Source organism: Rhodococcus sp. UNC23MFCrub1.1, assembly GCF_000686025.1.
Classification (GTDB): Bacteria; Actinomycetota; Actinomycetes; order Mycobacteriales; family Mycobacteriaceae; genus Rhodococcoides.
The window spans coordinates 390,579-416,382 of record NZ_JMLQ01000001.1 but is presented as its reverse complement, the minus strand read 5'-3'; the positions used below and the strand labels follow the sequence as shown (position 1 = coordinate 416,382).

The 25,804-nt window shown below is 69.0% G+C and carries 22 protein-coding genes; 9 read left to right on the top strand and 13 right to left on the bottom strand.

From position 1 onward, the window contains the following. Positions 1-55 precede the first annotated feature (55 nt). Complete coding sequence (locus tag BR07_RS22900; protein WP_037184286.1) at positions 56-862, top strand: SDR family NAD(P)-dependent oxidoreductase; 807 nt, start codon at positions 56-58, stop codon at positions 860-862. Here the strand turns inward: BR07_RS22900 and BR07_RS0101975 are convergent. Further along, positions 850-2,076, bottom strand: coding sequence for an MFS transporter (locus BR07_RS0101975; RefSeq protein ID WP_027504007.1), 1,227 nt, complete (start codon positions 2,074-2,076; stop codon positions 850-852). The two genes, BR07_RS22900 and BR07_RS0101975, sit on opposite strands and share 13 nt — an antisense overlap. A gap of 85 nt (positions 2,077-2,161) precedes the next feature. On the opposite strand from BR07_RS0101975, the gene BR07_RS0101970 reads away from it, so the two are divergent. Continuing rightward, positions 2,162-3,070: a LysR family transcriptional regulator gene (locus tag BR07_RS0101970; protein WP_051612944.1), complete on the top strand. Its 909-nt coding sequence runs from the start codon at positions 2,162-2,164 to the stop codon at positions 3,068-3,070. A gap of 9 nt (positions 3,071-3,079) precedes the next feature. On the opposite strand, the gene BR07_RS0101965 is transcribed toward BR07_RS0101970, so the two are convergent. From BR07_RS0101965 to BR07_RS0101935, 6 genes are all read right to left on the bottom strand, one after another. Next, positions 3,080-3,862: a TauD/TfdA dioxygenase family protein gene (locus tag BR07_RS0101965; protein WP_231476121.1), complete on the bottom strand. Its 783-nt coding sequence runs from the start codon at positions 3,860-3,862 to the stop codon at positions 3,080-3,082. Continuing rightward, entirely contained in the window at positions 3,859-4,944 is a 1,086-nt protein-coding gene (locus BR07_RS0101960) for an ATP-binding protein (RefSeq protein ID WP_231476119.1), read from the bottom strand. The genes BR07_RS0101965 and BR07_RS0101960 overlap by 4 nt, the downstream gene beginning before the upstream one ends. Continuing rightward, complete coding sequence (locus BR07_RS0101955) at positions 4,937-6,229, bottom strand: ATP-grasp enzyme (RefSeq protein WP_037183908.1); 1,293 nt, start codon at positions 6,227-6,229, stop codon at positions 4,937-4,939. Before BR07_RS0101955 ends, BR07_RS0101960 begins: the two co-directional genes overlap by 8 nt. Further along, positions 6,226-7,020 (bottom strand): O-methyltransferase, encoded by a 795-nt coding sequence (locus BR07_RS0101950; protein ID WP_027504002.1) that lies wholly within the window; start codon positions 7,018-7,020, stop codon positions 6,226-6,228. Before BR07_RS0101950 ends, BR07_RS0101955 begins: the two co-directional genes overlap by 4 nt. Beyond that, complete coding sequence (locus BR07_RS0101945; protein ID WP_027504001.1) at positions 7,013-8,254, bottom strand: sedoheptulose 7-phosphate cyclase; 1,242 nt, start codon at positions 8,252-8,254, stop codon at positions 7,013-7,015. The genes BR07_RS0101950 and BR07_RS0101945 overlap by 8 nt, the downstream gene beginning before the upstream one ends. Before the next feature lie 103 nt (positions 8,255-8,357). Then, on the bottom strand, positions 8,358-9,029 hold the full coding sequence (locus tag BR07_RS0101935) for an HAD-IA family hydrolase (RefSeq protein WP_027504000.1): 672 nt from the start codon (positions 9,027-9,029) through the stop codon (positions 8,358-8,360). Between the two features lie 253 nt (positions 9,030-9,282). Here BR07_RS0101935 and BR07_RS26105 point away from each other — a divergent pair, with 253 nt between their 5' ends. Continuing rightward, positions 9,283-9,909 (top strand): TetR/AcrR family transcriptional regulator, encoded by a 627-nt coding sequence (locus BR07_RS26105; RefSeq protein ID WP_155956899.1) that lies wholly within the window; start codon positions 9,283-9,285, stop codon positions 9,907-9,909. Between the two features lies 1 nt (position 9,910). Here the strand turns inward: BR07_RS26105 and BR07_RS0101925 are convergent, their stop codons facing one another. The 5 genes from BR07_RS0101925 to BR07_RS0101905 form a co-directional block, all read right to left on the bottom strand. After that, positions 9,911-10,129, bottom strand: coding sequence for a hypothetical protein (locus tag BR07_RS0101925; RefSeq protein ID WP_027503999.1), 219 nt, complete (start codon positions 10,127-10,129; stop codon positions 9,911-9,913). Positions 10,130-10,235: 106 nt separating this feature from the next. Continuing rightward, a complete protein-coding gene (locus BR07_RS0101920) occupies positions 10,236-10,874 on the bottom strand; it encodes a TetR/AcrR family transcriptional regulator (RefSeq protein ID WP_051612942.1) in 639 nt (212 codons plus the stop codon). Positions 10,875-10,882: 8 nt separating this feature from the next. Next, positions 10,883-12,034, bottom strand: a complete 1,152-nt coding sequence (locus BR07_RS22890) for a GGDEF domain-containing protein (protein WP_051612941.1) — start codon at positions 12,032-12,034, stop codon at positions 10,883-10,885. A gap of 81 nt (positions 12,035-12,115) precedes the next feature. After that, positions 12,116-12,994: an SDR family NAD(P)-dependent oxidoreductase gene (locus BR07_RS0101910; protein WP_231476116.1), complete on the bottom strand. Its 879-nt coding sequence runs from the start codon at positions 12,992-12,994 to the stop codon at positions 12,116-12,118. Beyond that, on the bottom strand, positions 12,991-14,475 hold the full coding sequence (locus BR07_RS0101905) for a flavin-containing monooxygenase (RefSeq protein ID WP_027503996.1): 1,485 nt from the start codon (positions 14,473-14,475) through the stop codon (positions 12,991-12,993). Before BR07_RS0101905 ends, BR07_RS0101910 begins: the two co-directional genes overlap by 4 nt. Positions 14,476-14,601: 126 nt before the next feature. Here BR07_RS0101905 and BR07_RS22885 point away from each other — a divergent pair, with 126 nt between their 5' ends. After that, entirely contained in the window at positions 14,602-15,957 is a 1,356-nt protein-coding gene (locus BR07_RS22885; RefSeq protein WP_081821033.1) for an NADH:flavin oxidoreductase/NADH oxidase family protein, read from the top strand. Between the two features lie 7 nt (positions 15,958-15,964). Here BR07_RS22885 and car read toward each other — a convergent pair whose 3' ends face one another. Next, positions 15,965-19,516: a carboxylic acid reductase gene (gene car / locus BR07_RS0101895; protein WP_027503995.1), complete on the bottom strand. Its 3,552-nt coding sequence runs from the start codon at positions 19,514-19,516 to the stop codon at positions 15,965-15,967. A 200-nt stretch (positions 19,517-19,716) separates the two neighbouring features. Here car and BR07_RS0101890 point away from each other — a divergent pair, with 200 nt between their 5' ends. The 5 genes from BR07_RS0101890 to BR07_RS0101870 all read left to right on the top strand — a co-directional run bounded on the left by BR07_RS0101890 (position 19,717) and on the right by BR07_RS0101870 (position 25,751). Continuing rightward, on the top strand, positions 19,717-21,093 hold the full coding sequence (locus tag BR07_RS0101890) for an ABC1 kinase family protein (protein WP_027503994.1): 1,377 nt from the start codon (positions 19,717-19,719) through the stop codon (positions 21,091-21,093). Beyond that, complete coding sequence (locus tag BR07_RS22880; RefSeq protein ID WP_037183905.1) at positions 21,072-21,641, top strand: TetR/AcrR family transcriptional regulator; 570 nt, start codon at positions 21,072-21,074, stop codon at positions 21,639-21,641. The genes BR07_RS0101890 and BR07_RS22880 overlap by 22 nt, the downstream gene beginning before the upstream one ends. A gap of 152 nt (positions 21,642-21,793) precedes the next feature. Next, positions 21,794-23,521 (top strand): cholesterol oxidase substrate-binding domain-containing protein, encoded by a 1,728-nt coding sequence (locus BR07_RS0101880; RefSeq protein ID WP_027503993.1) that lies wholly within the window; start codon positions 21,794-21,796, stop codon positions 23,519-23,521. A gap of 104 nt (positions 23,522-23,625) precedes the next feature. After that, positions 23,626-25,101 (top strand): MFS transporter, encoded by a 1,476-nt coding sequence (locus BR07_RS22875; RefSeq protein WP_051612940.1) that lies wholly within the window; start codon positions 23,626-23,628, stop codon positions 25,099-25,101. Then, positions 25,098-25,751: a TetR/AcrR family transcriptional regulator gene (locus BR07_RS0101870; RefSeq protein ID WP_027503992.1), complete on the top strand. Its 654-nt coding sequence runs from the start codon at positions 25,098-25,100 to the stop codon at positions 25,749-25,751. Before BR07_RS22875 ends, BR07_RS0101870 begins: the two co-directional genes overlap by 4 nt. Positions 25,752-25,804: the final 53 nt, after the last annotated feature.

Below are 25,804 nucleotides of genomic sequence, written 5' to 3'. Positions count from 1 at the left end.
TGCGACGCGATGTGATGACGTCTATCATCAGATGATGGTGGGACGACGGAGACCGTTGGCGGACCTCGCAGGCAAGGTGGTGGTGATCACCGGAGCCGGATCCGGCATGGGCCGCGCGTACGCGGCGGCCTACGCCGCACGCGGGGCGGTCCTCGCGCTCGGCGACATCGACGGCAACGCCCTCGCGGAGACGGTGACGAGCCTGCCCTCTGGCGGCACGGTGCTCACCGAGGTGTACGACGTGGCCGATCGCGACGCCGTCGCGGCCTTCGCCGCCCGCGTCGCCCGGGAGGTGGGCCCGGCGACCGTCGTCGTCAACAACGCCGGCATCGAGGGCGGTTTCCGGCCCGCCTGGCATCTCGACGACGCGTCCTACGACCGGGTGATGGCGGTCAATCTCGGTGGGGTGGTGCACGGGACGCGCGCCTTCCTGCCGCAGCTGATGTCGCGGCCGGCGGCTGCGCTGGTGAACGTGTCCTCCATCTTCGGACTGCAGGGGACGCCGAACCACACCGACTACTGCGCCAGCAAGTTCGCGGTGCGGGGATTCACCGAGGCCCTCGCGACCGAACTCGCCGGGTCCACCGTCTCGGTCCACCTGGTCCATCCGGGCGGCGTGGCGACCAACATCTCGCGGGCCGAGGGATCCCAGCAGTTCGCAGCGAAGTACTACGCCACCTCGCCCGAGGCGGTGGCCGAGCGCGTGGTGCGGGACGTCGAGTTCGGACGGATGCGCATCGTCACCGGACACCGGTCGCGCCAGGTCGCCTTCGGGGCCCGGTTCCTGCCGCTCCCGCTCATGGTCCGGCTCGTCCGTCGCGACATGAACGACATCCTGGACCCCGGCGACTACGCCGACTGAGCCTCGGCGCCGGGCGACCGCAGGACCAGTGCCCACAGAGCGGCGACGACGGCCAGTGCGATGACGAACGCGGCCATGGCCGACCAGCCGTAGGCCTGATACACGACGCCGCCCGTCCAGCCGACGATGCTCGAACCGCCGTAGTAGAAGAGGTTGTAGAGCGACGCCGCCTGAGCGCGACCGTCCGTCGCGCGATGCCCGGTCCATCCGGACGCGATGGCGTGCGCGGCGAAGAATCCCATCGTGAACACCACCAGGCCGAGGAGTACGACGATCAGCGAGTGCGCGATCGTCAGGGCGACCCCGGCGATCATGACGCCCGTCGACCCGGCGAGCACCGCGGAGCGTCCGAACCGGCCGGCCAGCTGTCCGGCGACGCGAGACGAGACGGTTCCGCTGAGATAGGCGATGAAGATGAGGCTGATCAGCGACTGGGGGAGTCCGAACGGGGCTGCCTCGAGGCGGAAGCCCAGATAGTTGTAGACGGTGACGAAGCCGCCCATGAGCAGGAACGCCTGCCCGAACAGCGCGCGCATGCCGGGGTCCCGGAGGTGTGTGGTGACGCGTTTCCCCAGCCCCGGGCCGCCGTCCCGCGCAGGGAGCGCGCGCCGCGGTGCGGGGGCGAGGCGCAGGAAGGCGATCGCGGCCACGGCGGCGATGATCGAGACCGTCAGTGTTCCGATGCGCCAGTTCGTGTACTCGGCGACGGGTCCGGCGACGATGCGGCCGAGCAGCCCGCCCAGCGTGGTGCCCGAGACGTAGGTGGCCGCGGCCACCGCGGTGTTCCGGCGGTGCACCTCCTCGCTGAGGTAGGCGATCGCGATGGCCGGCAGCCCGCCGAGGGCGGCGCCCTCCACGAACCGCACCGTCAGCAGCATCGGCAACGACGTGGAGAGCGGGACGACGAGGCCCAGGACGGTGGCCGTGACGATCGAGATGCTCATGGCACGCACCCGGCCGACGCGGTCGGCCACCACGGACCACGGCAGTACGGCGACCGCGACGCCGACCGTGGCGCAGCCCACCGCGAGCGAGGATTGCGACGGCGTGATCGCGAGGTTCGAGGCGATGAGCGGGAGGATGCCCTGGACGGAGTACAGCTGGGCGAAAGTGGCGACACCGGCGAGAAGCAGCCCGGCGACGAGCCTGCGGTACTCGCGGGACCCGCGGGTGTGTCCGTCCCAGTCGGTGTCGGTCGCCTCGTCGATGGTCACGGGATCCGACGGTAGGCCGGACGCGACCTATTCGTCCAATGCATTGCATCTCGCACAATCATGATCGTGACGTATCGTTCGATTCATGCGTGAGGAAGCCGAGGCACTCCTGCCTCTGATCCCGACACTGCTCGCCGTGGCGGAGACCGAACACATCACCGAGGCGGCGCACGTGCTCGGCCTCCCACAGCCGACGGTGAGCCGGCAGCTCGCCCGCGCCTCGGCCGCGTTGGGAGTGGCGGTCGTCGAGCGTCGTGGTCGGGGCATCGCCCTCACGCCTGCGGGACGTGCACTGATGCCCTTCCTCGACCGGGCGGTCCGCGAACTCGAGGCCGGGCTCGACGCCATGACCGAGCAGGACGCCCGGACTCGTGGCCGCATCTCGGTCAGCTTCCAGAACACGGTGGGCGAGGGCGTGCTCCCGCTGCTCATCAAGCGCTTCCTCGCCGATCATCCCGCCGTCACGTTCACCCTCGACCAGGGCGCGCGGGCCCGGTGCCTCGACAGACTGGAGGACGGGAGCGCGGACCTCGCATTCGTGGCGCTCGGCACCGAACACGGCACCGACACGTCCTTCGGGCTGTACGACGAGAGGCTCGTGTTGGTCGTCCCGTCCGATCACCGACTGGCGGGCCGCCGATCGGTGGACCTCGTGGAGACGGCGGACGACCCGTACGTGGCGATGGAACACGGGTACGGCATGCGTTCTCTCTGCGAGACACTGTGGGCCGCTGCGGGAATGGCCCCGACCATCGCCTTCGAGGGGCAGGACATCCACACCGTGCGCGGGCTGGTCGGGGCGGGCCTCGGCGTCAGCGTCCTCCCTCGCACGACCACTCCCGTCGGCCCGCTGCCCACGGTCGACATCGCGGTGAACGACCCCGCGGCGCGGCGGCGCATCGGCGTGGTGTGGCCCGCACGCACCCTGCCGGCGCAGGCCCTCGCCTTCCGCGACATGGTGGTGCGGCGAGGGGCCGCTGTCCTGGCGCGCTGACGATCGGCCTCAGGAGCGAGCGCGACCGTCGGTTGCCATCCCGCGGTGCATCACCCGGTCGCCCACCACTCCGCTGTGGTCGGCCCGGTGCATGACGCACCGGTTGTCCCACAGGACGACGTCGCCCGGCTGCCACGTGTGCCGGTGCACGTTGTCCTCGGCGGTGGAGTGGTCGTAGAGGAACCGGACGGTCTCGGCGGTCTCGTCGGGCGACATTCCGCTGATCGACGCGCATCGCGCGGGAGTCGACAGGTAGAGCGAGCGCCGTCCGCTGATCGGATGGGTCGTCACGAGCGGATGCACTGCGGACGACTCGGCATCGTCGGCGAGATCGAGACCGGTCACGACGTGCGTGAGCGTGCGGTCGACGAGCTCGTCGCGAAGGTCGTCGGGCAGTGTGTCCCACGCGCGGTACTGGTTGCTGAAGACGGTCTGTCCTCCCTCCGACGGCACGGTGACCGCACGGAGCGAGGTGTACGCCGGTGGGTGTGCCACATAGCTCGTGTCCACGTGGAAGGTGGAGCGCGGCGTCGTCGTCCGGCCGACATTGCTGATGACGTTGAGATCCGGGTGTCCGGGGACCGGTGTCTCGCCCTCGGTGAACACGAGGTCGCCGAACGCACGGAGGAACTCGGTGAAACGGTCGTCGTCGAGCGACTGCCCCCGGAAGACGACGACGCCGTGATCTGCTGCGAGGCGGCGTGTCTCGTCGATTCCCGCCGCGTCGAGGTCCTCCACCCGGACGTCCTCGACGTGTGCGCCGACGGGTTCGAGGGTGGTGTGTCGCATCATCGTGCTCCTTCGATCGAGAGTTCGCGCAGTCCTGCGGCGAACAGGTCCTCGAGACTGATTCCCGCGGCCGCAGCCATCACCGCGACCACGCTGCCCCGCGCGTAGGAGCAGTACAGGCCTGCCTCGAGAAACCACGGTCGACCGTCGGGGTCCACCCGGAAGTCGAAGAGGCTGTAGTGCCGACACCCCAGCGCTCGGTGGCACTCGAGGGCCACCGCGTGGATCCGCTCGGTGATCGGATCGTCCTCGGGGACGATCCACGCCTTCGTGGCGTTCTTGGCCACCAGGTACAGCGCCCCGTCCTCGTCGCGGGACAACTTGTCCTCGCGTGTGCGGATCGGACGATCGTCCGCGTCCACGGCGTACTCCTCGAGCGGCAGGCACACCGGTTCACCGTCCACCACGACGATGCCGCAGCGCACCTCACGTCCCAACTCGACGTAGCGCTCCACCAGCACCCGGCGGGAGAACCGCGCAGCGTCCGCGAGCGCGTCGGTGTACTCGTCAGGAGTGCGCGCGAGCGACACCCCCACCGAGTTGTCGGAGTCCACCGGCTTGACGACCACCGGTAACGGGACGGGCGACCGCGCGCCTGACCGTGGTGCGTCCGGGGGCACGACGACGACGTGGCCCTCCGGCACCGGAACGCCCGCCGCAGCGACCACCGCTCGGGTCAGCGCCTTGTCCGCCGCGAGTGCCATCACGTCGGCGGTGTTGCCCAGCAGAGCGAGACCCACGACGTCGACCAGCGCCCGGTAGGACGTCATGCCGGGCAGGCAGAACATCTGCGGCACGACGACGTCGACACCCAGAGCCTCGATGTGACGCAGCGCGTCCGCGAGCGACAGAGGCGGAGCCCCCGCCACCGCGTCGTCGGTGAGATCGACCGGGAAGCGCCACGTGCGGTCGGGCGAGACCAGTGCGACGTGGAACTCGTACCGTGCGGGATCGGCGAGCGCGGACAGCGCGTCCGAGGCGTACACCCGCGACAGGTCCGAGTGGAACTCGTCCTCGGCGGACCCCGCGAGGTGCAGCACGGTCACCCGTGCGGTCGGGTGGACGAAAGCCGTGTCGTCAGTCACCGCCGGCCTCCACGAGTTTGCCGATGTTGAAGTCGATGCGGCTCCACGAGCGACCGGCGCGAAGGTTCGCCCAGATCAGCGACGGCATGTGAAGGTGGTGAAGCATGAAGTAGGGCAACGGATCCCACCGCGTGAACACCGCGTCCTTCCCGGTGGCGATGGTGCGTGCGCGGGCGAGGCGGCCAGGCTGGGTGAGCAGCCGCCAGATCTCGTGGTAGATCCAGTAGGTCGGCCGGGCGGACGGGAGCGGCGTGATGACGGGGTGCCCGTCGTCGAGGTACGCAGCCGCCACGTCCGGGTGATCGTGGAACATGGTGATGGCCGAATGCGTTCGCGGATTGCACTCGATGGCGTAGGCGTGGCCGTCCGCCGCCTCGATGAAGTCGAAGGACACCTGGCCCGTGAGCCCGAGCTCGCCGACGAAATGCTCCACCCACGACCGGATCTCGGGCTTGTCCACCATGGCGTAGTTGATCTGGAACGCCGACGACTCGCAGCACCCGTACACCTGCACGCGCCCGTTGCGGACAGTCGAGTGGGTGCAGTACTCCTGACCGGTGACGAACTCCTGCATGATCCACGGATCCTCGTCCGAGATGTCGAGCCCGGAGACGAACGCGGCATTCGCCGCGCGGTCCCGTCCCGTCAACGGCGTGAGGTCCATACGACCCACCGGGTTGTACGCGATGCGCTTGAGGATGTAGGTACGGCCGTCGGGGAAGTCGAAGTCCTCGACCTGCCGACGGTCGGTGACGAGGTGTGATTCCGGCACGCGCAGACCGAGCGACTCCGCGACCTTCGAGAACTGCACCTTGTCGTCGAGCATGCGCACGGTGGCCGAGTCGACGTGGACGACGTCGCACCGCCCGTCGAGCAGACGACCGACCTCGGCGTCCGGCACGCTGGACGCCGGACTCGACACCGGCACGAACACGTCCGCTCTCTCGCTCAGCACGATGTCGGCGATCGCGCGCGCATATCCGGGTTCCGACGCCTCGGGGACGGTGTGGAACACGTCCACCGCTCGGGAGAACCGATGCGCGGTGTACCGGTACTTGGCCGATTCGACCAGTACCACCCGGTGGCCGGCGCCGTGGAACGATCTCGCGAGTTGCAGCGCCTTGGTCATCTTGCCGCCGTTGATCACGACCGTCCTACGCCGTGCGGCAGGCGAACCGGGTGCCGTGCGCGGTCGGGCTAGCGCCGCCAGGACGGGCACGAGGTCGAGCGGAGCGGTGACGAGCGAGCCGGCGAGGACCGCCACGGACCGGCCGACGCTCGTCACGACGCGCTCGATCGACGGATGAGCGTCAGTCCGTCCCGCAGCGGGACCAGGACCTGCTCGACGCGGGAGTCCGCCGCCACGGCGCGATTGAACTCCGCGATGGCGGAACCGTTGTCCGACATGGCCGTACCGAGGTACGGCTCGGCCTGCAGGAGTGTGTTGTCGACGGCGACCACGGCGTCCGGCGTCAGCAGCTCGGAGTCGAGAAGCGACGTCAGGTATCCGAGGTACCCGGCCTTGTCGGCGTCGATGAACACCAGGTCGAACCGGCGTCCCTCGTCGGCGAGACGGGTGAGGGACTCCGCCGCAGGACCGACGAGAATCTCGATCGCGTCACCTGCCGGCGACGCGTCGAAGCACTGTCGGGCGAACGCCGCGACTGGTTCGTCCAGTTCACAGGCGACGATGCTTCCGCCGGGTGGAAGTGCCTCGGCCATGGCGAGAGCCGAGTACCCCGTGAACATGCCGATCTCGAGGACCGACGTGGCGCGGGTCATCCGCACGAGGAAGTCGAGGAAACGTCCCTCGACGTGGCCGGACAGCATCTCCTGCTCGAGCGCGCTGCCGGACCATTCCGCGGATCGGGTGCGTGCGGCCAGATCCGCGAGAGCGGGTGATTCCGGGGTGGTGCACTCGTCCAGGTACGGGTCGAGGCCCGCGATCACGTCACGCGCACGCCGAGCGCGGCCGAGAACGGCTGCCGGGACCCCGAGGTCGTCGAGGTCCCGGCACAGCTCCGTCAGCTCGGCCGCGGCGATGGTGGTCGGTGTGACCGGCCGTGCATCACTCATCGTGGGACGAACCGACCGCGACCTCCGGTTGCGGCGCGGTGAACATGTCCACGCCGTCGCCGTCGCGGTCGTGCTCGAGGCAGATCTTCTTGTGCAAGGTGAGCGTGTCCGACAGCTCGTCGACGGTCACGTCGTTCAGGAATTCGCAGGACCCGATGGGCGCCGGCACCGCCGCGCGGAGAATCCCGTCTCGGGTCTTGAGGATGGACGACGTGGCCTCGGCGAGCAGGTCGGCCGTCAGGTACGAGCTGTCGAGCGCGAGCCCGATCCCGCTCATGACGCCGAGCACGCGGTCGCGGTCGTCGGCCGTGATGTGGCCGCGCTGCTCCGCGAGGGTGGTGGACAGCGCCATGTCGATGTTGATGGCGTGTCCGTGGAAGAACGGCGCGGGCGGGGTGAGCTCGAGCGTCGGACTCCAGGTGTGGCCGAAAGCGATCACGCGATCGAGGTCGATCTCGTGGAGGTTGGGCGCTTCCAGGTCCAGCATGGTCGCGATGGCCTTGTAGGTGAGGCGGTCGGCGATCTCGCGCAGTTCCGCGGTGCCGTCGAGGTGACCGAAACGCGTCGCGAGCAGCTCCGGGCCGTGCTTCTCGAGCATCTCGAAGATCTCGAGATTGCCCACGACGGAGATCTTGATGAGTTCCGCCATGCCGTTGCGGACCTGGTCCTCCGGCAGGGTGCCCAGGAAACTGAAGTCCAGCAACACCTTCTGCGAGGCGTGGTACGCGCCCAGACGGTTCTTGTGCTTGCCGTAGTTGACGGCGACCTTGATGCTGACGCTGGCGTCGATGAGACCGATCAGCGTCGTGGGGATGCGGATGTACGGCGTGTTCCGGCGGTAGCTGGCGCACGCGAAGCCGGCGACGTCCGTCGTGAGTCCGCCGCCGACGACCAGGACGGGCTCGGTGCGCACCAGGCCGAAGCGATCGAACTCGCCCACGATCCGCTCGAAGGTCTCGATCGACTTCGCCGTCTCGCGGATCTGCACCGGGACGATGGTCAGCGCGATGTCGTGATGGCGGAAATAGGTGTGGATCGCGTCGCCGTACAGCGCGAGGACGCTGTCGTCCACCACCATCAGGCAGCGGCCGTACGGCCGGTAGCTGTCCGCGAGCTCGGTGTTCGCGGTGTCGAAGACGCCGTCGACGTACACGAGGTCGTACTCGATCTTCTCGTATCCCTCGACGTGGAAGGTGCGATCGTCTGCGGTGACACGTGCCTGGAGGTTGCTCACTACTTCTCTCCCGAGGAAAACGGTTCGCGAGCATCGCGCTCGACGGGTGAACCGGGGTTGGCGTGGATGTGACTCGACAGGGTGTGGAGTCGACCGGTGAAGGTCACTGTCGAGCCGTCACCAGAGATTCGATGCGAGCGGGGTCGAGGGATTCGACCGTCTCCGATGCCGAGGAGAAGTCGCTGCCGGCCGTGTTCTCGTTCGGGAACGCGACGCAGGTGATGTCGGCTGCGGCTGCGGCGGCCACACCACCGGCGTTGTCCTCGATCGCGACGCAGGCGGAGGGCTGTTCGCCCAGCTTGTCGAGGGCGAAGGCGTAGGACGCGGGGTCGGGCTTGCCCTGCTCGACGTCGTCCGCGTCGACGAGGACGTCGAAGGAGTCGCGAGTGACCTCGGGGGACAGCGCCTCGAGCACGGCGTCGACGTTCTCCTTCGACGTGGTCGTGACGAAGCCGAGCTTGGCGCCCGACTTCTTCGCCGCGGCGATGGTGTCCACGACGCCGGGTCGCGGGCTCACACCGGCCGAGGAGAGGAGGGACCGGAAGATCTCCGACTTGGTCGCGTGCACCGCGGAGGCGTCGACCTCGACGCCCTCGGACGCCGCGAAGTCCTCGATCCGGTTCGCGCCGCCGTTGGAACCGAGCATGGACCGGTAGTCGTCGCGTGACCAGTTCCAGTCGAGCCCGTGCGAGGAGAACGCCTCGTTGAAGGCGCGTCGCTGGAGCTCGGACGTGTCGGCGAGAGTGCTGATGGAGCCGAAGAGGATGGCAGACATCGGTGTCCTTCCGTGGACCGGCCCGACGCTGTGCTGCGCCGTGGCCCGAGGCGACGGATGACCCGTCGCGAATGATGGTGGGGGAGTTCGCGGTCGAAATGCCGTGCACGAAGCTGATCCAACAGTACAGTAATGAACATTTAGTTCAATAGGTCTGCACCCGACATTCGCGTAACTTCAACCCTCGAACTTCGATGCCAGAATTTCGAAGCCCGAATTTCGAAGCACAGCGACCGAGGAGGTGAGTGACGCGATGAGTGATACCCCGTCGGACGAGAATGGAATCGGAATCGAGCCCGACGCCGTGGCAGAGGACGCCCGCGTCGCTCGCACTCGCGCGGACGTCTCGCGCGCCGCGCTCGAGGTGCTGACAGGCGAGGGGTGGGAGGCGGTGACCCACGCGCACGTCGCACGGGTGGCCGGTTACTCCAAGACCACGCTGTACACGCACTGGCCGTCCCGTTCCGACCTGCTCACCATGGCTCTCGAGGCGATCGGCGACATGCCGCATCACGACCTGGTCGGCGACGTCCGCACGGACCTGATCGGTGAGCTGCGGATGCTCCGTGACGCCATCGCCACCCAGCGCCTCGATCGCGTGCTCATGGCCATGGCGCAGTGGGGGGCCACCGTCGCCGAGATCGGCCGGGTGCGCCGCCGCATCGTCGACGACGGCGAGAAGCACACTCGGCAGATGCTCGGTGCGGTGATCCAGGGCCCGGAGCTCGAGGCGGCGGTGTCCATGCTGTCCGGCTCCGTTATCTGCCCGACGCTGATGTACGGGACGCTGCCCGACGATGCCACCATCGAGGCCGCCGTCGACATCCTCCTTCGGGGCATCGAACTTCGGGGCAACGAACTTCGGGGCAACGAACGCTGACTCAGCGGCTGCTGTGCACCAGGTCGGCCAGGGACTGCCGCGACTGCGCGGACTCGGCCAGTGCCGCCGTCAGTTCCTCCCATGCGCGCTGGACGCGGAGTTCGTCGTGGGCGAGGCGTGCGCGGGCGCGAGCCACGCGCCGGTGCTCGGCGTCGCGGGTGAAGGTCGCGTGTTCCTGCCGTCGGACGAGCAGGAACACGTCGGGATCGGTGGGATACATGCGTGCGTCCTCGAGTCGTGGTCGGTTCGATATCGGCCGGCCTCCGGCCTTCCCGGTGGTCGGTTCGCACCACTGAAACACCCGAGAGGGGACCGCGTCGACCGAATTACTCGGGCTCTGCCGCACCGACCACCGCGGCGAGGAACCGGGCGGTCCCGTGAACGAGATCGGTTCTGTCCGCTCGGTATCCGTCCATGAGCCAGGTCATGGCAGTGTGGCTGATGCCGCCGACAGCGGCGGTGGCCAACCTGTCGAGGGAACTACCGACGGCAATGTCCGGCGTGTGGCGGCCGAGGAGCCCCACCATCAGCTCACCGAATCCGTGCATCGTGTCGAGATACGTGCGGTCCACCCGCGGGCTCACCCCCAGCACCTCGAGCCACACGATCCGTGCGAGCTCACGGTCCTCCACGGCGCGGAAGAAGCCGTCGAGGCCGTGACGCGAGAGCGTCAGCGGGTCCGTCCCGGCGGGCAGGTCGTCGACCGCCGCCGTGGTGGATCGGGTCAGTGTGGCGATGCACTCGCGGTACACCTCGACCAGGAGGTCCTCGAGAGTGGGGAACAGCTCGTAGAAGTAGCGATCGGCGACATGCGCGTCACGACAGATGCCGCGCACCGTCGACGCTCGGAAACCCACCGATCCGAAGGACGCGCGCCCCGCGTCGAGCAGTTGGCGCCGGCGACGAGCCGTGCGCTCCTCGGCGCTCTCCCCGCCGTAGGTACGTGCGGGCGATGGATCGGTCACGCCACCATTCAACCGGTCGACGCGAGACCGCGCGCCGTTCCCCCGTCCACGGCGACGCAGTGCCCACCCGATCGCTTCGCCCGGTACATCGCGGTGTCGCCCCGATCGACGAGTTCGGTGAGAGTGGCCGACAGGCGCCGGCGATCGTGCAGCAGGGCGGTCGTGCTCGCCATCGCGAGCCCGACACTGGCGGTGACCGCCGGCCCCGGGATCCTCTCCGCCACCGCGTCGCGGACGGCGCGGGCGGCCCGCAACGCCGCGAGTGCGTCGTCGTACAGATCGAAGACGAGAAACTCCTCGCCGCCGTGGCGTGTCACCACGGCGGCGGATCCGGCCGCGCGCACCAGGCTCCGTCCGACGCGCACCAGCACCTCGTCGCCGACGTTGTGCCCGAATTCGTCGTTGATCGCCTTGAACTTGTCGAGGTCGAGCACGATCACGGCGGCCACCGGGTGGGCAGCGGCGGCGCGGGTGGTCGTGGAACGCATGTCGTCGGCGAGAAGCATCAGTCGCGACTCGAGCCCCCGGCGGTTGCTGAGGCCGGTGAGCGGATCGGTCAACGACTTGTCCGCGTCGACGCGGATGAGATGGACACCCAGTTCGATCACGATGGGGACCACCACGCCGACGACACTCAGCATGATCGCCTTGGCGGCGGCGATCGCCAGGTCGTACTCGGGGTCGAGCGCGACCTTGACGGCGAGCACCGCGATGGTGAATGCGCACCACACGACGTGCGCGAGTAACACCCGTGGCCCCAGCAGGAAGGTCGCGTAGGTCCCGAGGAGCACCAGCAGACCGGCACCGCTCAAGCCGGCGAGCGAGCTCGAGTCGAGGAAGCAGACCACGGCGATGGCGACATCGGCGTAGGCGAAGAAGACGACCGATTCGCGGAAGGACGGCCAGTGCGCCACGTTCCAGCGCACGGCCCAGCCGATTCCACCCACGATGGTGACGACGACGACGGCTCGATCCGCGAGACCCTGGGCTCCGGACGGCGATCCGAGCGACAGGACAGCGATGGCCGTGACGACGAGGGTGAGGCAGGAGATCAGGCCGCGCATCCATCGCGCGAGGCCGCGCGACTCCACGAAGAGCCGCAACTGCTGCGTGTCACGCTGGGCGGACCAGCATTCCCGGAGCAGGGCGGCGAGCATCATGCATCGGAACGATACCCGTGATAACAGACACTGTCGGTACTAATCACCAGTGTGCGGGTCACAAACGGGGAAATAGCCGAATCAGGGCCGGCGGCGTTCGAGCCGCGCGACGAGCATCCGGATCGTCCGGTCCTTCTCCAGTACGACATCGGACAGCGGGTTCGCGATCCCGCGCATCGCCGAATAGGCCCGCCACCGTCCCGGAAGCTGGATCCGTGCTGCTCGTCGCTCGATACCGTCCACCGCTCCCGCCGCGAGAGCCTCGGGGGAGATGGGCGTGAGAAGGGGTGCGGGGAAGGCTCGCGCCACCAGAGCGGTCGCGATGTCGTCGGCGCCGAAGGCCACGTCCGCGATGGGGGTCGCGACCCACCCCGGGTACAGGACTCCCGCGGTCGCGCCCGTGTGAGCGAGCTCGGCACGCAGGGCGCGACCGATCTGCTCCACCGCGGCCTTGGTCGCGGCGTACGGAGCGTTCGCCAGGCCGTTGAGATAGGCGTAGGTCGACGACGTGATCAGCACGTGGCCGCGGGCGGCGACGATGTCCGGCAGTGTCGCCCGGATCGTGTTCCACACGCCGTTCAGGTTGACCGAGACGACACGCTCGAAGACCCCGTCGGGAACGGTCGCCACGGTGTACGCGGTGTCGCCGCTCGAGATGCCCGCGTTGGCGTGCACCACGTCGATCCCGCCGAACCGGTCGTGGACAGTGGCGACGGCCGCACGGAGTTCGTCGGGAGACGTCACGTCCACGCGGAGGGCGATCGCCCGGTCGCCCAGGGCACGAGCGACGTCGTCGACGGACGGAGCGACGTCGAGCAGCGCGACCGCGGCGCCGCGGGAGACGAGTTCGCGCGCGACGGCGGATCCGATGCCGCCGCCGGCCCCCGTCACGACGGCCACGCGCCCGTCGAGGCGGAGCCGCGGGGATCTCCGGAACATGCCCGGGGTGCCGGAGGTCATGACGCTGCCACTGTCTCGGTGTCGGTCGACGCGGGCCGCAGGACGTGGTCGTCGTCCCGGAACGAGCCGGCCAGTCTGCGGTAGGTGAAGCTGAAGCCGGGGAACATGGCGATCACGCGTCCGGACGCGGACTTGTACCAGCTCGTGCAGCCACCGTTCTGCCACACCGTGCGTGTCATCTCGTCGTGGATCATCGCGGTATAGCGCTCCTCGGCGGCGCGGGTGACCTCCACCGTGCGCGACGACGTCCGCCGAGCGTGCTCGATGGCCGACATGATGTACCGCATCTGGGCCTCGATGACGAAGATGGCGCTCGTGTGGCCGATCCCGGTGTTCGGCCCGGTGACGATGAACAGGTTCGGGAAGTCGGGGACGGTCGTGCCCAGATAGGCCCTCGGGTAGTCGGACCACACGTCGCGGAGCGCGCTGCCGTTCCGGCCGATGACCGGGTAGGAGATGACGCCGTCGGTGGCGTCGTATCCGGTGGACCACACGATCACGTCGAGGGGGATCTCGCGCCCCGTCGCGGTGGTGATGCCGGTGGGGGTGACTTCGGCGATGCCGTCGTCACGGTCGTGGAGCGTCGTGTTCGCGGAGCTGATGGCGGGATACAGCGTGTTGGACAGGATGATCCGCTTGCACCCGATCGTGTAGTCCGGTGTCAGCCTGGCCCGGAGATCGGGGTCCGCCACCTGGTTGCGGAGCAGATTCCGTGCGTGACGCTCGGCGAACAGCCAGAGGCCGACCTTCGAGTACTTGAAGCCGATGATCCGGGCCTCGAGCTTCCAGTAGATGGCCGCGCGCAGTGCTCGACGCACGAAGCCCACCCGCAGGGCACGGCGTTCCCAGGGTCGAAACTTCCGATCGGGTCGGGGCATCACCCAGTGCGGGGACCGCTGGAAGACGTGGAGCTCGCCCACCTCGGGCTGAACGGCCGGGATGATCTGCGCCGCGCTCGCACCACTGCCGACGATGGCGACACGCGCGCCGGCGAGGGGGACGTCGTGGTTCCACGCGTTGGTGTGGAACTGGGCGCCCGCGAAACTCTCGCGACCCGGGAAGGGCGGAACGACAGGCGTGCTGAGCGGCCCGGTCGCGTTGACCACGAACTGCGCACGATAGTCACCCGCTGTGGTCGTGACGTGCCAGGAGTCGGCGACCCACTCGATGCGCTTCACCTCGGCGCCGAGCACGGTGAGATCCCCGAGACCGTGCTTGTCCACGACGTGGCGGGTGTAGTCCTCGAGCTCGCTCTGCACCGCGAACATCTGCGACCAGTCGTACGGCTCGGACGCGATCGAGTAGAGCGGGCTCTGCACGTCGACGGCCGCTCCGGGGTAGGAGTTCTGCCGCCAGGTTCCGCCGGCGAACTCGCGTCGTTCCAGGACGACGATGTCGTCGATGCCGCGACGCAGCAGTTCGATGGCGGCGCACTGCCCACCGAACCCGCTGCCGATGATGACGACCGTGACGCTGCGCATCGCGCTCCCGAGTGGTGGGGCGCCCGTTCACGGACACCGCGGCAAGTGATGACAGCTATCATCACACCACATCTGGTGTACTCCGGGGAACGGATCCACCCACCCATTCACCCGACGAGGGGTTCCATGCCTGACGTGTCGCTGTCCGCACCGCTGACGTTGCCCAACGGACAGGTCCTGCCGAACCGGATCATGAAGTCCGCGCTCAGCGAAGCGCTGGGTACCCGTGACAACGCCCCGGACGAGAGACTGTCGCGTCTCTACCGCCGCTGGGGCGATGGTGGCTACGGGCTCCTCGTCACCGGGAACGTCATGGTCGACCACCGGCATCTGGGCGAGCCCGGCAACGTCGCGGTCGCGGACGGACGCGACCTGGACGCCCTCTCCCGCTGGGCGAAGACGGCGCAGGACGGTGGCAGTCCGATCTGGATGCAGATCAACCACCCCGGCCGTCAGGGCAACCCGGTGACGACGGTCGGCGGCACCCTGGCGCCGTCCGCGGTGGGCCTGGACATCCCCGGGATCCCGGCGCCCCGCGCGGCCAGCGGCGCGGAGATCGAGGACATCCTGTCGCGGTTCGCGACGACGGCCGCGGTGGCCGAGGAGGCGGGGTTCGACGGAGTGCAGATCCACGCCGCCCACGGTTATCTCGTCAGCCAGTTCCTCTCGCCCCTGACGAACCTGCGGACCGACGAGTGGGGCGGCGACATCGAGGGCCGCGCGCGTTTCCTGCTCGAGGTGGTGCGACGAGTACGGGCCGCCGTCTCCCCGGGCTTCGCCGTCGGCATCAAACTCAACTCGGCCGACTTCCAGCGCGGCGGTTTCAGCGAGGACGAGTCCCGTGAGGTGGTCTCGATGATCGGTGATCTGCCGGTCGATCTCATCGAGATCAGCGGCGGCAGCTACGAGTCGCCCGCGATGATGGGCACCGCGGTGTCGGCCAGTACGGCGTCGCGCGAGGCGTACTTCCTCGACTACGCCGTCACGGTGCGCGACCTCGCTCCCCACATCCCGCTCGCCGTGACCGGTGGGTTCCGCACGCGCGACGGAATGTCGGACGCGGTGCGGTCCGGTGCGTGTCAGATGGTGGGACTCGGCCGCCCGACCGCCGTCCTGCCCGGAGCGGCACGGGACGTTCTCGACGGCACCGTCAGCGTACTGCCCAGCCCGTCCATCTCCGTTCCGGTGCCAGCCCGCTTCGCGACCCACCGCTCGGTCCGGTCGCTGGGGGGACTGCTCGATCTGCAGTGGCACACCGATCAGTTGCATCTGATGGGAGCCGGCAAGGATCCGGATCCGGCTCGGCCCGTGGCGAAGACGATGCTGTCGTCGGTGCAGCGCAACGGGATCGACGCTTTCACCGCGGCGCGGCGAGGATCCGGTGGCGGTGCGAGCTCCCCCGTGGGGACGGTGTTCGCGCTCGCACGCCATCGGATCCTCGATCCCGCCGTCCGGCTCGTTCGGTCACGCACCGGACGCTGATCGGCTGTCAGAGCGTCGGGATCAACCCCAGCGCCTCGAGATCACGCACGTACTTCGCGACGAGATCGCGCGACAGGTGCGGGATGTCGTCGATGTCCGCCAGTGCCGACCCCGGTGTCGACGTGTCGCGGACTGCGGCACGGAACACCTCGGCCGGTAGGGGTGACCCGGCGGTCGGCAGGTCCGGCCGCGCGTAGGCGTGCCGCAGCGGCAGCACCGAGGCGGACCGCTGCGCCGACGGCAGGGACTCGAGCGCGTCGGAGAACTCGGCGAACCACGTGTCGTAGTCGGCGATGCGCCGAATCATTCTGCCGGACTGGATGATCCAGTCGACGACGGTGTCGAGAGAGATGCCGTCGTCGTGCGGATTGAGCACGTCGAAAGTCCGGTGTCCCGACGTCGCGCTGCCACCGAGCTCGGTGATCGCCGCTGCGGTGAAATCGGCGGGGAGTCCGTCGTAGTGTGCGCGCGGCCGCCCTGCATCGTCGACGGGTGCGCCCGTGTCCTGCCGGTAGAACGTCTCCGGGGCGATTCCGGTGGCGATCAGCGACAGCACCGTGCGGGTGAAGATGTCCGGGACGTTGAGCTGACCGGTCCACCGGGGGTGCGCCAGGATCATGTCCGAACGGAAGACGGTCACGGGGAGTCCGAAGGCGTCGAAGGCGTTGCGCAGCACCACTTCACCCGCCCACTTGGAGGTGCCGTATCCGTTGGCGTACGACTCGTCGAGGGCGCGGACCGGACTGATCTCGCGGATGTCGCCGTCCTCGGAGAAGGCCTCGACGCCCGCCGCGACGGCCACGGTGGACAGGTAGGTCACCGGCTTGAGGTGATGCGTCAGGGCGAGCCGGGCGATCTCGGCGGTGCCGATCACGTTGGGGCCGAACAACTGCTCGTACGGCAGCGCGTGATTGACGAGCGCCGCGGGATGCACGATGCGGTCGACCCGCTCGGCCAGCGACGCGTACTCCTCGTCGCTCACGCCCAGGTTCGCCTCGCCCACGTCGCCGACGACGACCTCGAGCGCGGTGTCGGCCAGCGTCGTCCACCGCGACCACAGGGCCGGGTCGCCGGTGTCGAACGCGGTGTCGAGACGGGCACGAGCGTCCGCCGCGGTGCGTCCGCGCACGAGGCACACGACGGTGCCGCCGACCGCGGCCTGGCGTTCGAGCCACTCCAGGCACAGGAAGCGCCCGAGGTATCCGTTGGCGCCCGTGAGCAACACGGTCCGGGTGTCGGTGCGCACCGGTCCCACGTCAGCCGCGGACGAGAGGAACTCGTCGCCGAGGACGGCGCTCAGCGTCAGCTGATCGGCACGGGCCTGCGTCGCGTGCGCTCCGTGCACCGAGGCGAAGGTCGCGGCTCCCGTGGCATCCGCGTCGCCGCGTCGCCGCTCGATGTGGGTCGCGATCGCCGCGAGGTCGGACGACGGCGCGATGACGACCGTGACGGGGACGTCCACCTCGAAGATGTCCTGCAGCAGGGTGGCGAACGTCAACGCGGACAACGAGTCACCGCCGAGGTCGGTGAAGTGCGCATCGGGTGAGACCTCCGTGCCGGCGCATCCCAGCAACGCCGCGGCGGCCTCACCGACGGTCTCCAGGACGGGTGCGTCGGCGCCGCGGCGGCGTAGTTCGCTCATCTTCGCCGTCTGGCCCTCGTCGATCTCGCGGTACCTGTCCTCGAGCGCCTCGCCGTAGCGCGCCGTCAGAGCGGGACGCAGCTGCTTGTTCGCTCCCGAGAGCAGACCGTTCTCCTGCGTGAAGGGCTCCGCGGCCAGGACGATGTCGCGCGGGACCTCGTAGGACTCGAGCTGCTCCTCGCGCGCGAGCGCCTGCAGGGAGTCGAGCACGGTGGCGGTGTCGGCTCCGTCGGCGGGCACGACCACGGCGAGGAGGTAGGACCGCTCGCCGCTGCCGTGCAGATGGATCTGGTCGACGGCGTCGGCGGACGCGTAGATCGACTCCAGGCGCGAGAGGGCGACGAACTCGCCCTGCGCCAGCTTCAGCACGTTCTTGCGGCGATCGACGTACACGAGATGGTCCGGCTCCGTCTCCGCGACCACGTCGCCGGTGCGGTAGAAGCCGTCCGCACTGAACATCTCGGCCGTCACGTCCGGCCGCTTGTAGTAGCCGGGCACGAGGGAATCGGTCTTGAGGAGAAGCTCACCGCGCGGGTAGGGGCGGTCGGTCACCGCGTACCCGAGCTCCGGAACGTCGTCGAGGCGGTACTCGAGCACCGGCGGCCGCTGGACGACGCCGTCGAACAACACCATGCCGGCCTCGGTGGAGCCGTAATTGTTCTGCACCGTCGTGTCCAGGAGTTCGGAGACGAAGTCGATGACCTCGGGGGAGGTCGGCGCGGTACCCACCACTGCGGAGAGGATGCGGCCACCGAGAGTGGTGGATCGCATGTCCTCGAGGACCTCGGCGCGGACGGCGTCCGCGCTCTCGCCGGTGCGGTGCGCCCGGGTCTCGATGCGTCCGAGGGCTGTCTGACGCAGTAGATCACACACGCGGGGAACCAGCATGGCCACGGTCGGCCGGGCGAGTGCGTAGTCGTCGAGAAGCGTGGACAGATCGCTCGAACTCGCGAAGTACACGATGCCGCCGGCTGCCAGGGTCGTGAACACCACCGCGCGCCCGGCGAGATGGCTCATGGGCAGGTAGTCCAGCGTGATCGCACCGGGTCGCCCGGCCTCGTCGGACTCCGCGCTCTGGTCGTACCAGTGGGACGTCGACCACAGGCGCGAGACGATGCGCTGGGTGTGGATGGCGCCCTTCGGGGTCCCGGTACTGCCGGAGGTGTAGATCAACGTGGCGATCCGGTCGGGATCGACGGCCTCGGGGCCGGCGAGCCGGGGGAGAGTGCGACCGCGTGCGATCGCCTCCCGCAGCGTCTCGATCGCGAGCACCGTGCCCGGTGCGGATCGTCGAGCCTCGGCGAGGCGGTCCTCGTCGTCGTTCACACGGTCGTCGTGGTCGAGGACGACGATGCGGCGGATGCTCGGGCACGCGGCGGCCACAGCCGTGGCGGTGGACAACTGTTCGTTGTCGACGACGAGTGCGACAGGTTCGACCTCGGCGGCGATGTCGGCGTGGCGTCCGGGAGCCGCGCCAGACTGGAGGGGAACGGCAACGGCACCGGTCCGGACCGTCGCCAGTTCGGCGACGACGTAGTCGGCACCGGCGAATCCCAGGGTCGCGACGAAGGTGTCCGGAGTGGCGACGTCGCCGAGTGCGGTCGCGAGATCGAGGGCATCGGACCACAGCGATCCATAGGTGATGGTGTCCATGCGCTGCTGGAGCCGACGCACCCGGCGACCGTCGTCCGCGGGCTCGACGTCGTACACCCGGCGACCCAGCGCGGGCCGGTCTGCGTAGCGGTCCATGACCACCTCGACCATGGCGTGCAGATCGGGCGTCAGGTCCGCCACCTGTGCCGACACCGCGGGATCGGCGGCCGCGGCGCGCACCTCGGCATCGGTGTCGAACAGGTGTGCCGCGCGGGCGGCGACAGCGTCGGTCCGTGTGTCTCCTGATGTGATGGTGCTGGTCATGCTGTGTTTCCCCCTCTGATCGACGTCACGCGGTCCCCGTCGCGCGGTATATCGTTACTCGAAGTAAGAGTAAGCCCTCGCGGACCTCCGGAAACGTGATGTGCGACATAGCGTGCCCGAGATGTCCGGTGCGCCAGAAACTTCCGGGTCCGCGGTGCCGCGATCGATCGAGCACAGGCACGGTGCGGGATACTGGGGAAGTGCCGGAGAAGATGCCGACGTCCAGGGTGGCCCGGGGCGCCGAGGTGGGTCGCCTCGTCGCGGGTCGCACGGCGCGTAACGCCACCATGCGAGTACGCATGGCGGGTCGCACCGAGGAACTGCGTGCCGCCCTCACGGCGAAGGAGGCGGTCCGCTCGGCCGAACGGCTGGTGACCGTCCTGGGCGGTCTCCGCGGAGCGGCGATGAAGCTGGGCCAGATGCTGTCGATGCTGGACCTGTCGTTCGTCCCCGACGAGCACCGCGACGAGTTCCACCGCAAGCTCGCCGAGTTGCAGAGCCGCGCACCCACCGTCTCGTTCGACGACGTGCGCACTGTGATCGAGGCGGATCTGGGCGAGTCGATCGAGTCGCTCTACGCCGAGTTCGACGAGAGCCCGTTCGCCGCCGCGTCGATCGGTCAGGTGCATCGTGCCCGCTTGCACGACGGCCGGGAGGTGGCCGTCAAGGTGAAGTACCCCGGTATCGACGACGCGGTGCGGGCCGACCTGAAGAATCTGTCGTTCTACGTCAAGCTGTTGCCGGCGTCGATCCCGATGCTGTCCTCCCGTGCCGTCGTCGACGAGTTGCGCCGAAACCTCGAGGCGGAACTCGACTACCCGGCGGAGGAGCGGACGCAGCGCCGCGTCGCGGCACTGTATCGGGAGCACCCGCACTTCTTCATCCCGGACACCGTGCCGGAGCGGTGCGGCGCGGCGGTCCTGACGACCGAGTTCGTCGACGCGGTGCCGTTCGACGAGATCCGTGCGATGTCGGCGGAGGTGCGAGACCGGGTGGGTGAGACGGTGTTCCGCTTCTACATCGGGTCTCTGCACACGCTCGGCGAGTTCTGCGGTGACCCCCATCCGGGCAATGTCCTGCTGGCTCGGGACGGGCGCGTCACCTTCGTCGACTTCGGTCTGTACCTGCGGATGAGTCCGGCGGACGTCCGTTTCGAGAGAGAGTGCCTGCGAGCGGCGATCGAGGGGCGCGGAGACGATCTGCTCATCGCCATGTCCGCCCGGGGGATTCTCGACCCCGGCGCCGCCGTGACGGCGAGCGATTGTCTCGACTACGTCTGCGCAGCAGCGGAACTCAGTCTGAACGACGGGTCGGTCACCGTGACGCCAGAGATGGCGGGGGCGTGTTTCGTCCTCGCCGTCGACCCGCGATCGGGCAGTTTCGGCACCATGACCAAGCAGTGGTTGCCGCCCGAGCACGTCTTCTCCCGTCGCGCGGACTTCCTGACGTTCGGCATCCTCGGGCAACTTCGTGCCACCGCGAACTGGGGGCGGATCGCGCGCGAGTGGTTGTACGACGAACCGCCGAGCACCGCCATGGGTGTGGACATCGCCGCATGGCAGCCCCCGCCCGCGTGAGGGAACGCATCCTCGCGGCGGCGGTGCGACGCCTCGAGCTCGGTGGTTTCGACGGCGTGACCATCAGTTCCGTGGCCGACGAGGCCGGTGTCTCCCGCCCGACGGTGTACGCGCACTTCGGTACCCGCGACGCCCTGGTGTCGGACGCGTTGCAGGACGTGAGTTCGCGTGTCATCGGGTCCGTCGTGTCCGCGGTCGGCGAGCGGGAGTCGGTGTCCGAGTTCGTCGTCGAGGCCATGGTCGCCGCGCGTGCGGCGTTCCGGTCGTCGCCGGCGTTGGCGCCGCTGGTGCATCCCGGCCGTGGAACGGTGATCTACGACGGATCCGCCTTCGGGATCGACGCGCTGAGCCTGACCCGATCTTTCCTCACGCCTCTGGTGGGAGCGCCCGCCGAGGCCGGCGGCGACCTCGACGAAGTCGCCGACCTCTGCATCCGCATGTTCCTGTCCGTGGTGCAGTTCGACAGCGAGGCGACCCGCTCCGACGACGCGCTCCGGGGCTATCTGCGCCGCCGCCTCGTGCCGGTCCTCGACCTGCCCGGCGCGTGACCCACCCGGCCGAGACCCTCCCGGACTTGACAATCTTTACGGGTATGTCAAAGGTGTAATCCCTCCGGGGGGACAAGCAGATCCGGACTGCCCAGCAGTGCGCTCACGAGGCGTGGGGCTCACATCATCCGCATCTCGCGCATCGGGGACTCATGCCATCGTTCGACCGTCGATCCTTCCTGTCCGCATCCGCCGCCTCGGCCGTGGCCGCGACGCTCGCGGGAGTGCTTCGACCTGCTCTCGTGAACGCCGTTCCGGCGGGGACCGACGGTTCCGGGCCGGTTCCACCCGACTTCCCGCCGGGAATCCCGCTGTTCCGGCAGCGGTACCAGAATTGGTCGAAGGAGATCGTGGTCGACGCGGTGTGGACGTGTTCGCCGCGATCCGCCGACGACGTGGTGATGCTCGCGAACTGGGCTCACGCCTCCGGTCACCGGCTGCGGCCGCGCGGCGCGATGCACGGGTGGACCCCGTTCACCATCGAGAACGGCGAGAACCTGGACCGGGTCGTGCTCGTGGACACCATGACCGCGCTGACCGGTGTCACCGTGGACACCGCGTCGTCCACCGTCACCGCCGGTGCCGGCGCGACTCTGTCCGACGTCCTCCAGGCGCTGGAGGACCACGGTCTCGGATGGTCGAGTGTGCCCGCGCCGGGGGTTCTGTCCATCGCGGGCGCTCTGGCTGTCGGGGCGCACGGCGCCGTGGTACGCGCAGTGGGAGAACAGGTTCCGATCGGTTCGTCGTCGGGATCCTTGAGCAATCTGGTGACCTCGATGACGGTGGTCGCGTGGAACGGGACCGGGTACGCCCTGCGGACCGTCGCCCGGTCGGAGGCCGACGCGCCGGATCTCGCGGTCCATCTCGGCCGAGCGTTCGTCACCGAGGTGACGATGCAGGCGCATCCGGCGACTCCTCTGCGATGCGAGAGCATCACCGATATCGGCTGGGCGGAGTTGTTCGGAGCGCCGGGGGCACCGGGGCGTACGTACGTCGATTTCCTGGACCGGTCCGGCCGCGCGGAGGCGATCTGGTACCCGTTCACCGACACTCCGTGGCTCAAGGTGTGGACGCCGACTCCCGTGCGACCGCCGTCCTCCCGCGAGGTCGACGGACCGTACAACTACACGTTCTCCGACACCCTCCCGGAAGCGGTGTCCGACGCGATCGGTGCTGTCGTGTCCGGGCGGACGGAACTGACGCCCGCGTTGGGTCAGGTGTTCCTCGCGACGACGGTGGCGGGGCTCGCGGCCACGGGGTCGTCGGACATCTGGGGAGCGCCGAAGAACACGCAGTTCTACATCCGTCCGAGCACACTGCTCCTGACGGAGGGCGGCGGTGCGGTGATCACGGCTCGCGCGAACGTGGCTGCGGTCCTGCACGACTTCACCCGCTGGTTCCGAGAGCGCACCGAGCACTACGCGTCCCTGGGGCAGTTCCCGATCAACGGCCCAGTCGAGATCCGGTGCTGTGGTCTCGACCAGGGCTCGGACGTCCTCGTCGACTCGGCCGGCCCGCCGACGATCTCGGCCATGCGTCCGGTACCCGATCGTCCCGAGTGGGACACGGCGGTGTGGCTCAACGTGCTGGGCATTCCGGGAACGCCCGGGATGTTCGCGTTCTATCGCGAGATGGAGCAGTGGATGCGAGAACGTTTCGACGGTGCCGATGCGGTGTTCCGGCCGGAGTGGTCCAAGGGGTGGGCGTTCGACGACGACCGCCCCTACCGAGACGTGCAGGCGCTCACGGCCACCATCCCCGACTCGTTCCGCGACGGGTACTCGGGCGAGCGGGACTGGGACTCCGTCGTCGGCACCGTCGACCGACTGGACCCGCACCGCGTGTTCGGCAATGCCTTCCTCGACCGATTCGTCCGGTGACGTGGTGATGCGGGCCACAGGAGCGGCGAGAACGTTGACGTGGGTAAGGATCGGTGCCCAGTTTAAAACAGCTGTTTCAAACTAGCTGAGAAGAGACGCGACCCATGTCCTCACCCATCGCTGCCACGGCCGAGACGGAGGAGACCGGAACCGGACGCATCGTCGCGGTACTGGCCTTCGCCGGCATCACGGTCGCCTTGATGCAGACACTGATCATCCCGCTGGTTCCCCAGCTCCCCGCTCTGGTGAACGCCTCGGCCGCGAACACCGCGTGGGCCATCACGGCCACCCTGCTGGCGGGTGCGGTCGCCGTTCCCGTGACCGGCCGACTCGGCGACATGGTGGGCAAGCGGCGCATGCTGCTGGTCAGCCTGGCGCTCCTCGTCGCCGGATCGGTGGTCGGTGCCCTCGCGAACAGCCTCGTGCCCCTCGTCGTGGGGCGGGCACTGCAGGGTCTCGCCGCCGGTGTGATTCCCCTCGGCATCAGCGTGATGCGGGACGTGTTGCCTCGCCACAAGCTTCCCGGTTCGATCGCGCTGATGAGTGCGTCGCTCGGAGTGGGCGGCGCCCTGGGTCTTCCGGCCGCGGCGATCATCGCCGAGTACGCGGACTGGCATTTCCTGTTCTGGACGGCGGCTGCGCTCGGCGCACTGGTGGCGGTCGCCGTGGTCGTCGTCGTTCCCGAGTCGACGGTGCGCACCGGCGGCACGTTCGACATCGGTGGAGCGCTCACGCTGTCGGTCGCCCTGGTGACCCTGCTGCTCGGGATCTCGAAGGGTTCCGACTGGGGGTGGAGCAGCGCGTCGATCCTCGGCCTGCTGCTGGTGTCCGTCCTCGCGTTCGCGGCGTGGATCGTGTGGGAACTGCGCACTCCCCAGCCACTGGTGGACCTGCGGGTCTCGCTGCGGCGGCAGGTGCTGTTCACCAACGCCGCGTCGATCATGCTCGGTTTCGCGATGTTCGCACTCAGTCTCGTTCTGCCGCAGATCCTTCAGTTGCCCGCCGCGACCGGTGTCGGCCTGGGACAGTCGATCCTCGTCGCGGGCCTGGTGATGGCGCCGTCCGGACTGATCATGATGGCCGTCGCGCCGGTGTCCTCGCGCATAACCACCACGCGCGGACCGAAGATCACGCTCATGGCCGGCGCGGCGACGGTTGCCGTCGGCTACCTGCTGGGCATCGTGATGATGGGCGCGGTGTGGCAGCTGATCGTGGTCTCGCTCGTCATCGGTGCGGGCATCGGACTGGCCTACGGAGCGATGCCCGCCCTGATCATGTCGGCGGTGCCCGCCTCCGAGACAGCGGCGGCCAACAGCTTCAACACGCTGATGCGGTCCCTCGGAACGTCGTTCGCCAGTGCGGTCGCGGGGGTCGTTCTCGCGTCGATGACCGTGTCGTTCGGATCCACCGCGGTGCCGTCCGAGGCCGCCTTCCGGATCACCATGGCCATCGCCGCCGGCGCGGCGATCCTCTCGGTCGTACTCGCCTCCTTCCTTCCGCGTCACCAGGACGGCGAGGGCGAGGCGTCGGAGGTCGTCGGAGGTGCCGTCACCGACCGGGCCACCGAGACGGTGGAATGAGCCAGGCCCGGTCGACGCGAGCCCCGTCCGCGCGCTCCGAGGCGACGCGCGAGGCGATTCTGGGTGCCGCTGAGCGGCTGTACGCGGAGAACGGTGTCGTGTCGGTGTCGAACCGTCAGGTCGGCGACGCGGCGGGGCAGAGCAACAGCGCCGTGGTCGGTTACCACTTCGGCAGCAAGGAGGATCTCGTCCGCGCGATCGTCGTCCGCCGGACGGGCGACGTCGAACGGATCCGCTCCGGCCACGTCGCGGCGATCGGAGAGGGTGCCGACCTGCGAGCGTGGGTGTCGGCACTGGTCCTGCCGTCGACGCAGTACTTCGCCGAGTTCGGCGCCCCCACCTGGTACGCGCGGTTCGCCTCCCAGGTCATGACGGATCCGGTGCTGCGGCCGATCTTGGTGGACGAGGCGCTGTCCTCGGCGACGCTGCGAGAGACGGTCGCCGGCGTCACCTCGTGTCTGCCCCCGATTCCTGCCGACGTCCGCTCGGCCAGAGGGGCCATGGCGCGCACTCTGCTGACGCACGTGATGGCCGAACGAGAGTCGGAGTTCGCCGCGTCGGGCGCCGATCCGACGGCGTACTGGACGGCGTGCGGCATCGACCTCGTCGACGCCATCGTGGGGATCTGGTCCGCTCCTGTCTCCCGCTGACGTCGCGACGCGTCGTCAGCGGGCTCGCCGCGCGACGACCGGGCACCCGTCGA

Bases quoted from the DNA above. Each gene is read 5' to 3' on its own strand.
- BR07_RS0101970 (WP_051612944.1), top strand. From the start codon at position 2,162: ATGCGTGAGGAAGCCGAGGCACTCCTGCCTCTGATCCCGACACTGCTC.
- BR07_RS0101965 (WP_231476121.1), bottom strand. From the start codon at position 3,862: ATGATGCGACACACCACCCTCGAACCCGTCGGCGCACACGTCGAGGAC.
- BR07_RS0101950 (WP_027504002.1), bottom strand. From the start codon at position 7,020: ATGAGTGATGCACGGCCGGTCACACCGACCACCATCGCCGCGGCCGAG.
- BR07_RS0101935 (WP_027504000.1), bottom strand. From the start codon at position 9,029: ATGTCTGCCATCCTCTTCGGCTCCATCAGCACTCTCGCCGACACGTCC.
- BR07_RS26105 (WP_155956899.1), top strand. From the start codon at position 9,283: ATGAGTGATACCCCGTCGGACGAGAATGGAATCGGAATCGAGCCCGAC.
- BR07_RS0101925 (WP_027503999.1), bottom strand. From the start codon at position 10,129: ATGTATCCCACCGATCCCGACGTGTTCCTGCTCGTCCGACGGCAGGAA.
- BR07_RS22890 (WP_051612941.1), bottom strand. From the start codon at position 12,034: ATGATGCTCGCCGCCCTGCTCCGGGAATGCTGGTCCGCCCAGCGTGAC.
- BR07_RS0101910 (WP_231476116.1), bottom strand. From the start codon at position 12,994: ATGACCTCCGGCACCCCGGGCATGTTCCGGAGATCCCCGCGGCTCCGC.
- BR07_RS0101905 (WP_027503996.1), bottom strand. From the start codon at position 14,475: ATGCGCAGCGTCACGGTCGTCATCATCGGCAGCGGGTTCGGTGGGCAG.
- BR07_RS22885 (WP_081821033.1), top strand. From the start codon at position 14,602: ATGCCTGACGTGTCGCTGTCCGCACCGCTGACGTTGCCCAACGGACAG.
- car (WP_027503995.1), bottom strand. From the start codon at position 19,516: ATGACCAGCACCATCACATCAGGAGACACACGGACCGACGCTGTCGCC.
- BR07_RS22880 (WP_037183905.1), top strand. From the start codon at position 21,072: ATGGCAGCCCCCGCCCGCGTGAGGGAACGCATCCTCGCGGCGGCGGTG.
- BR07_RS0101880 (WP_027503993.1), top strand. From the start codon at position 21,794: ATGCCATCGTTCGACCGTCGATCCTTCCTGTCCGCATCCGCCGCCTCG.
- BR07_RS22875 (WP_051612940.1), top strand. From the start codon at position 23,626: ATGTCCTCACCCATCGCTGCCACGGCCGAGACGGAGGAGACCGGAACC.
- BR07_RS0101870 (WP_027503992.1), top strand. From the start codon at position 25,098: ATGAGCCAGGCCCGGTCGACGCGAGCCCCGTCCGCGCGCTCCGAGGCG.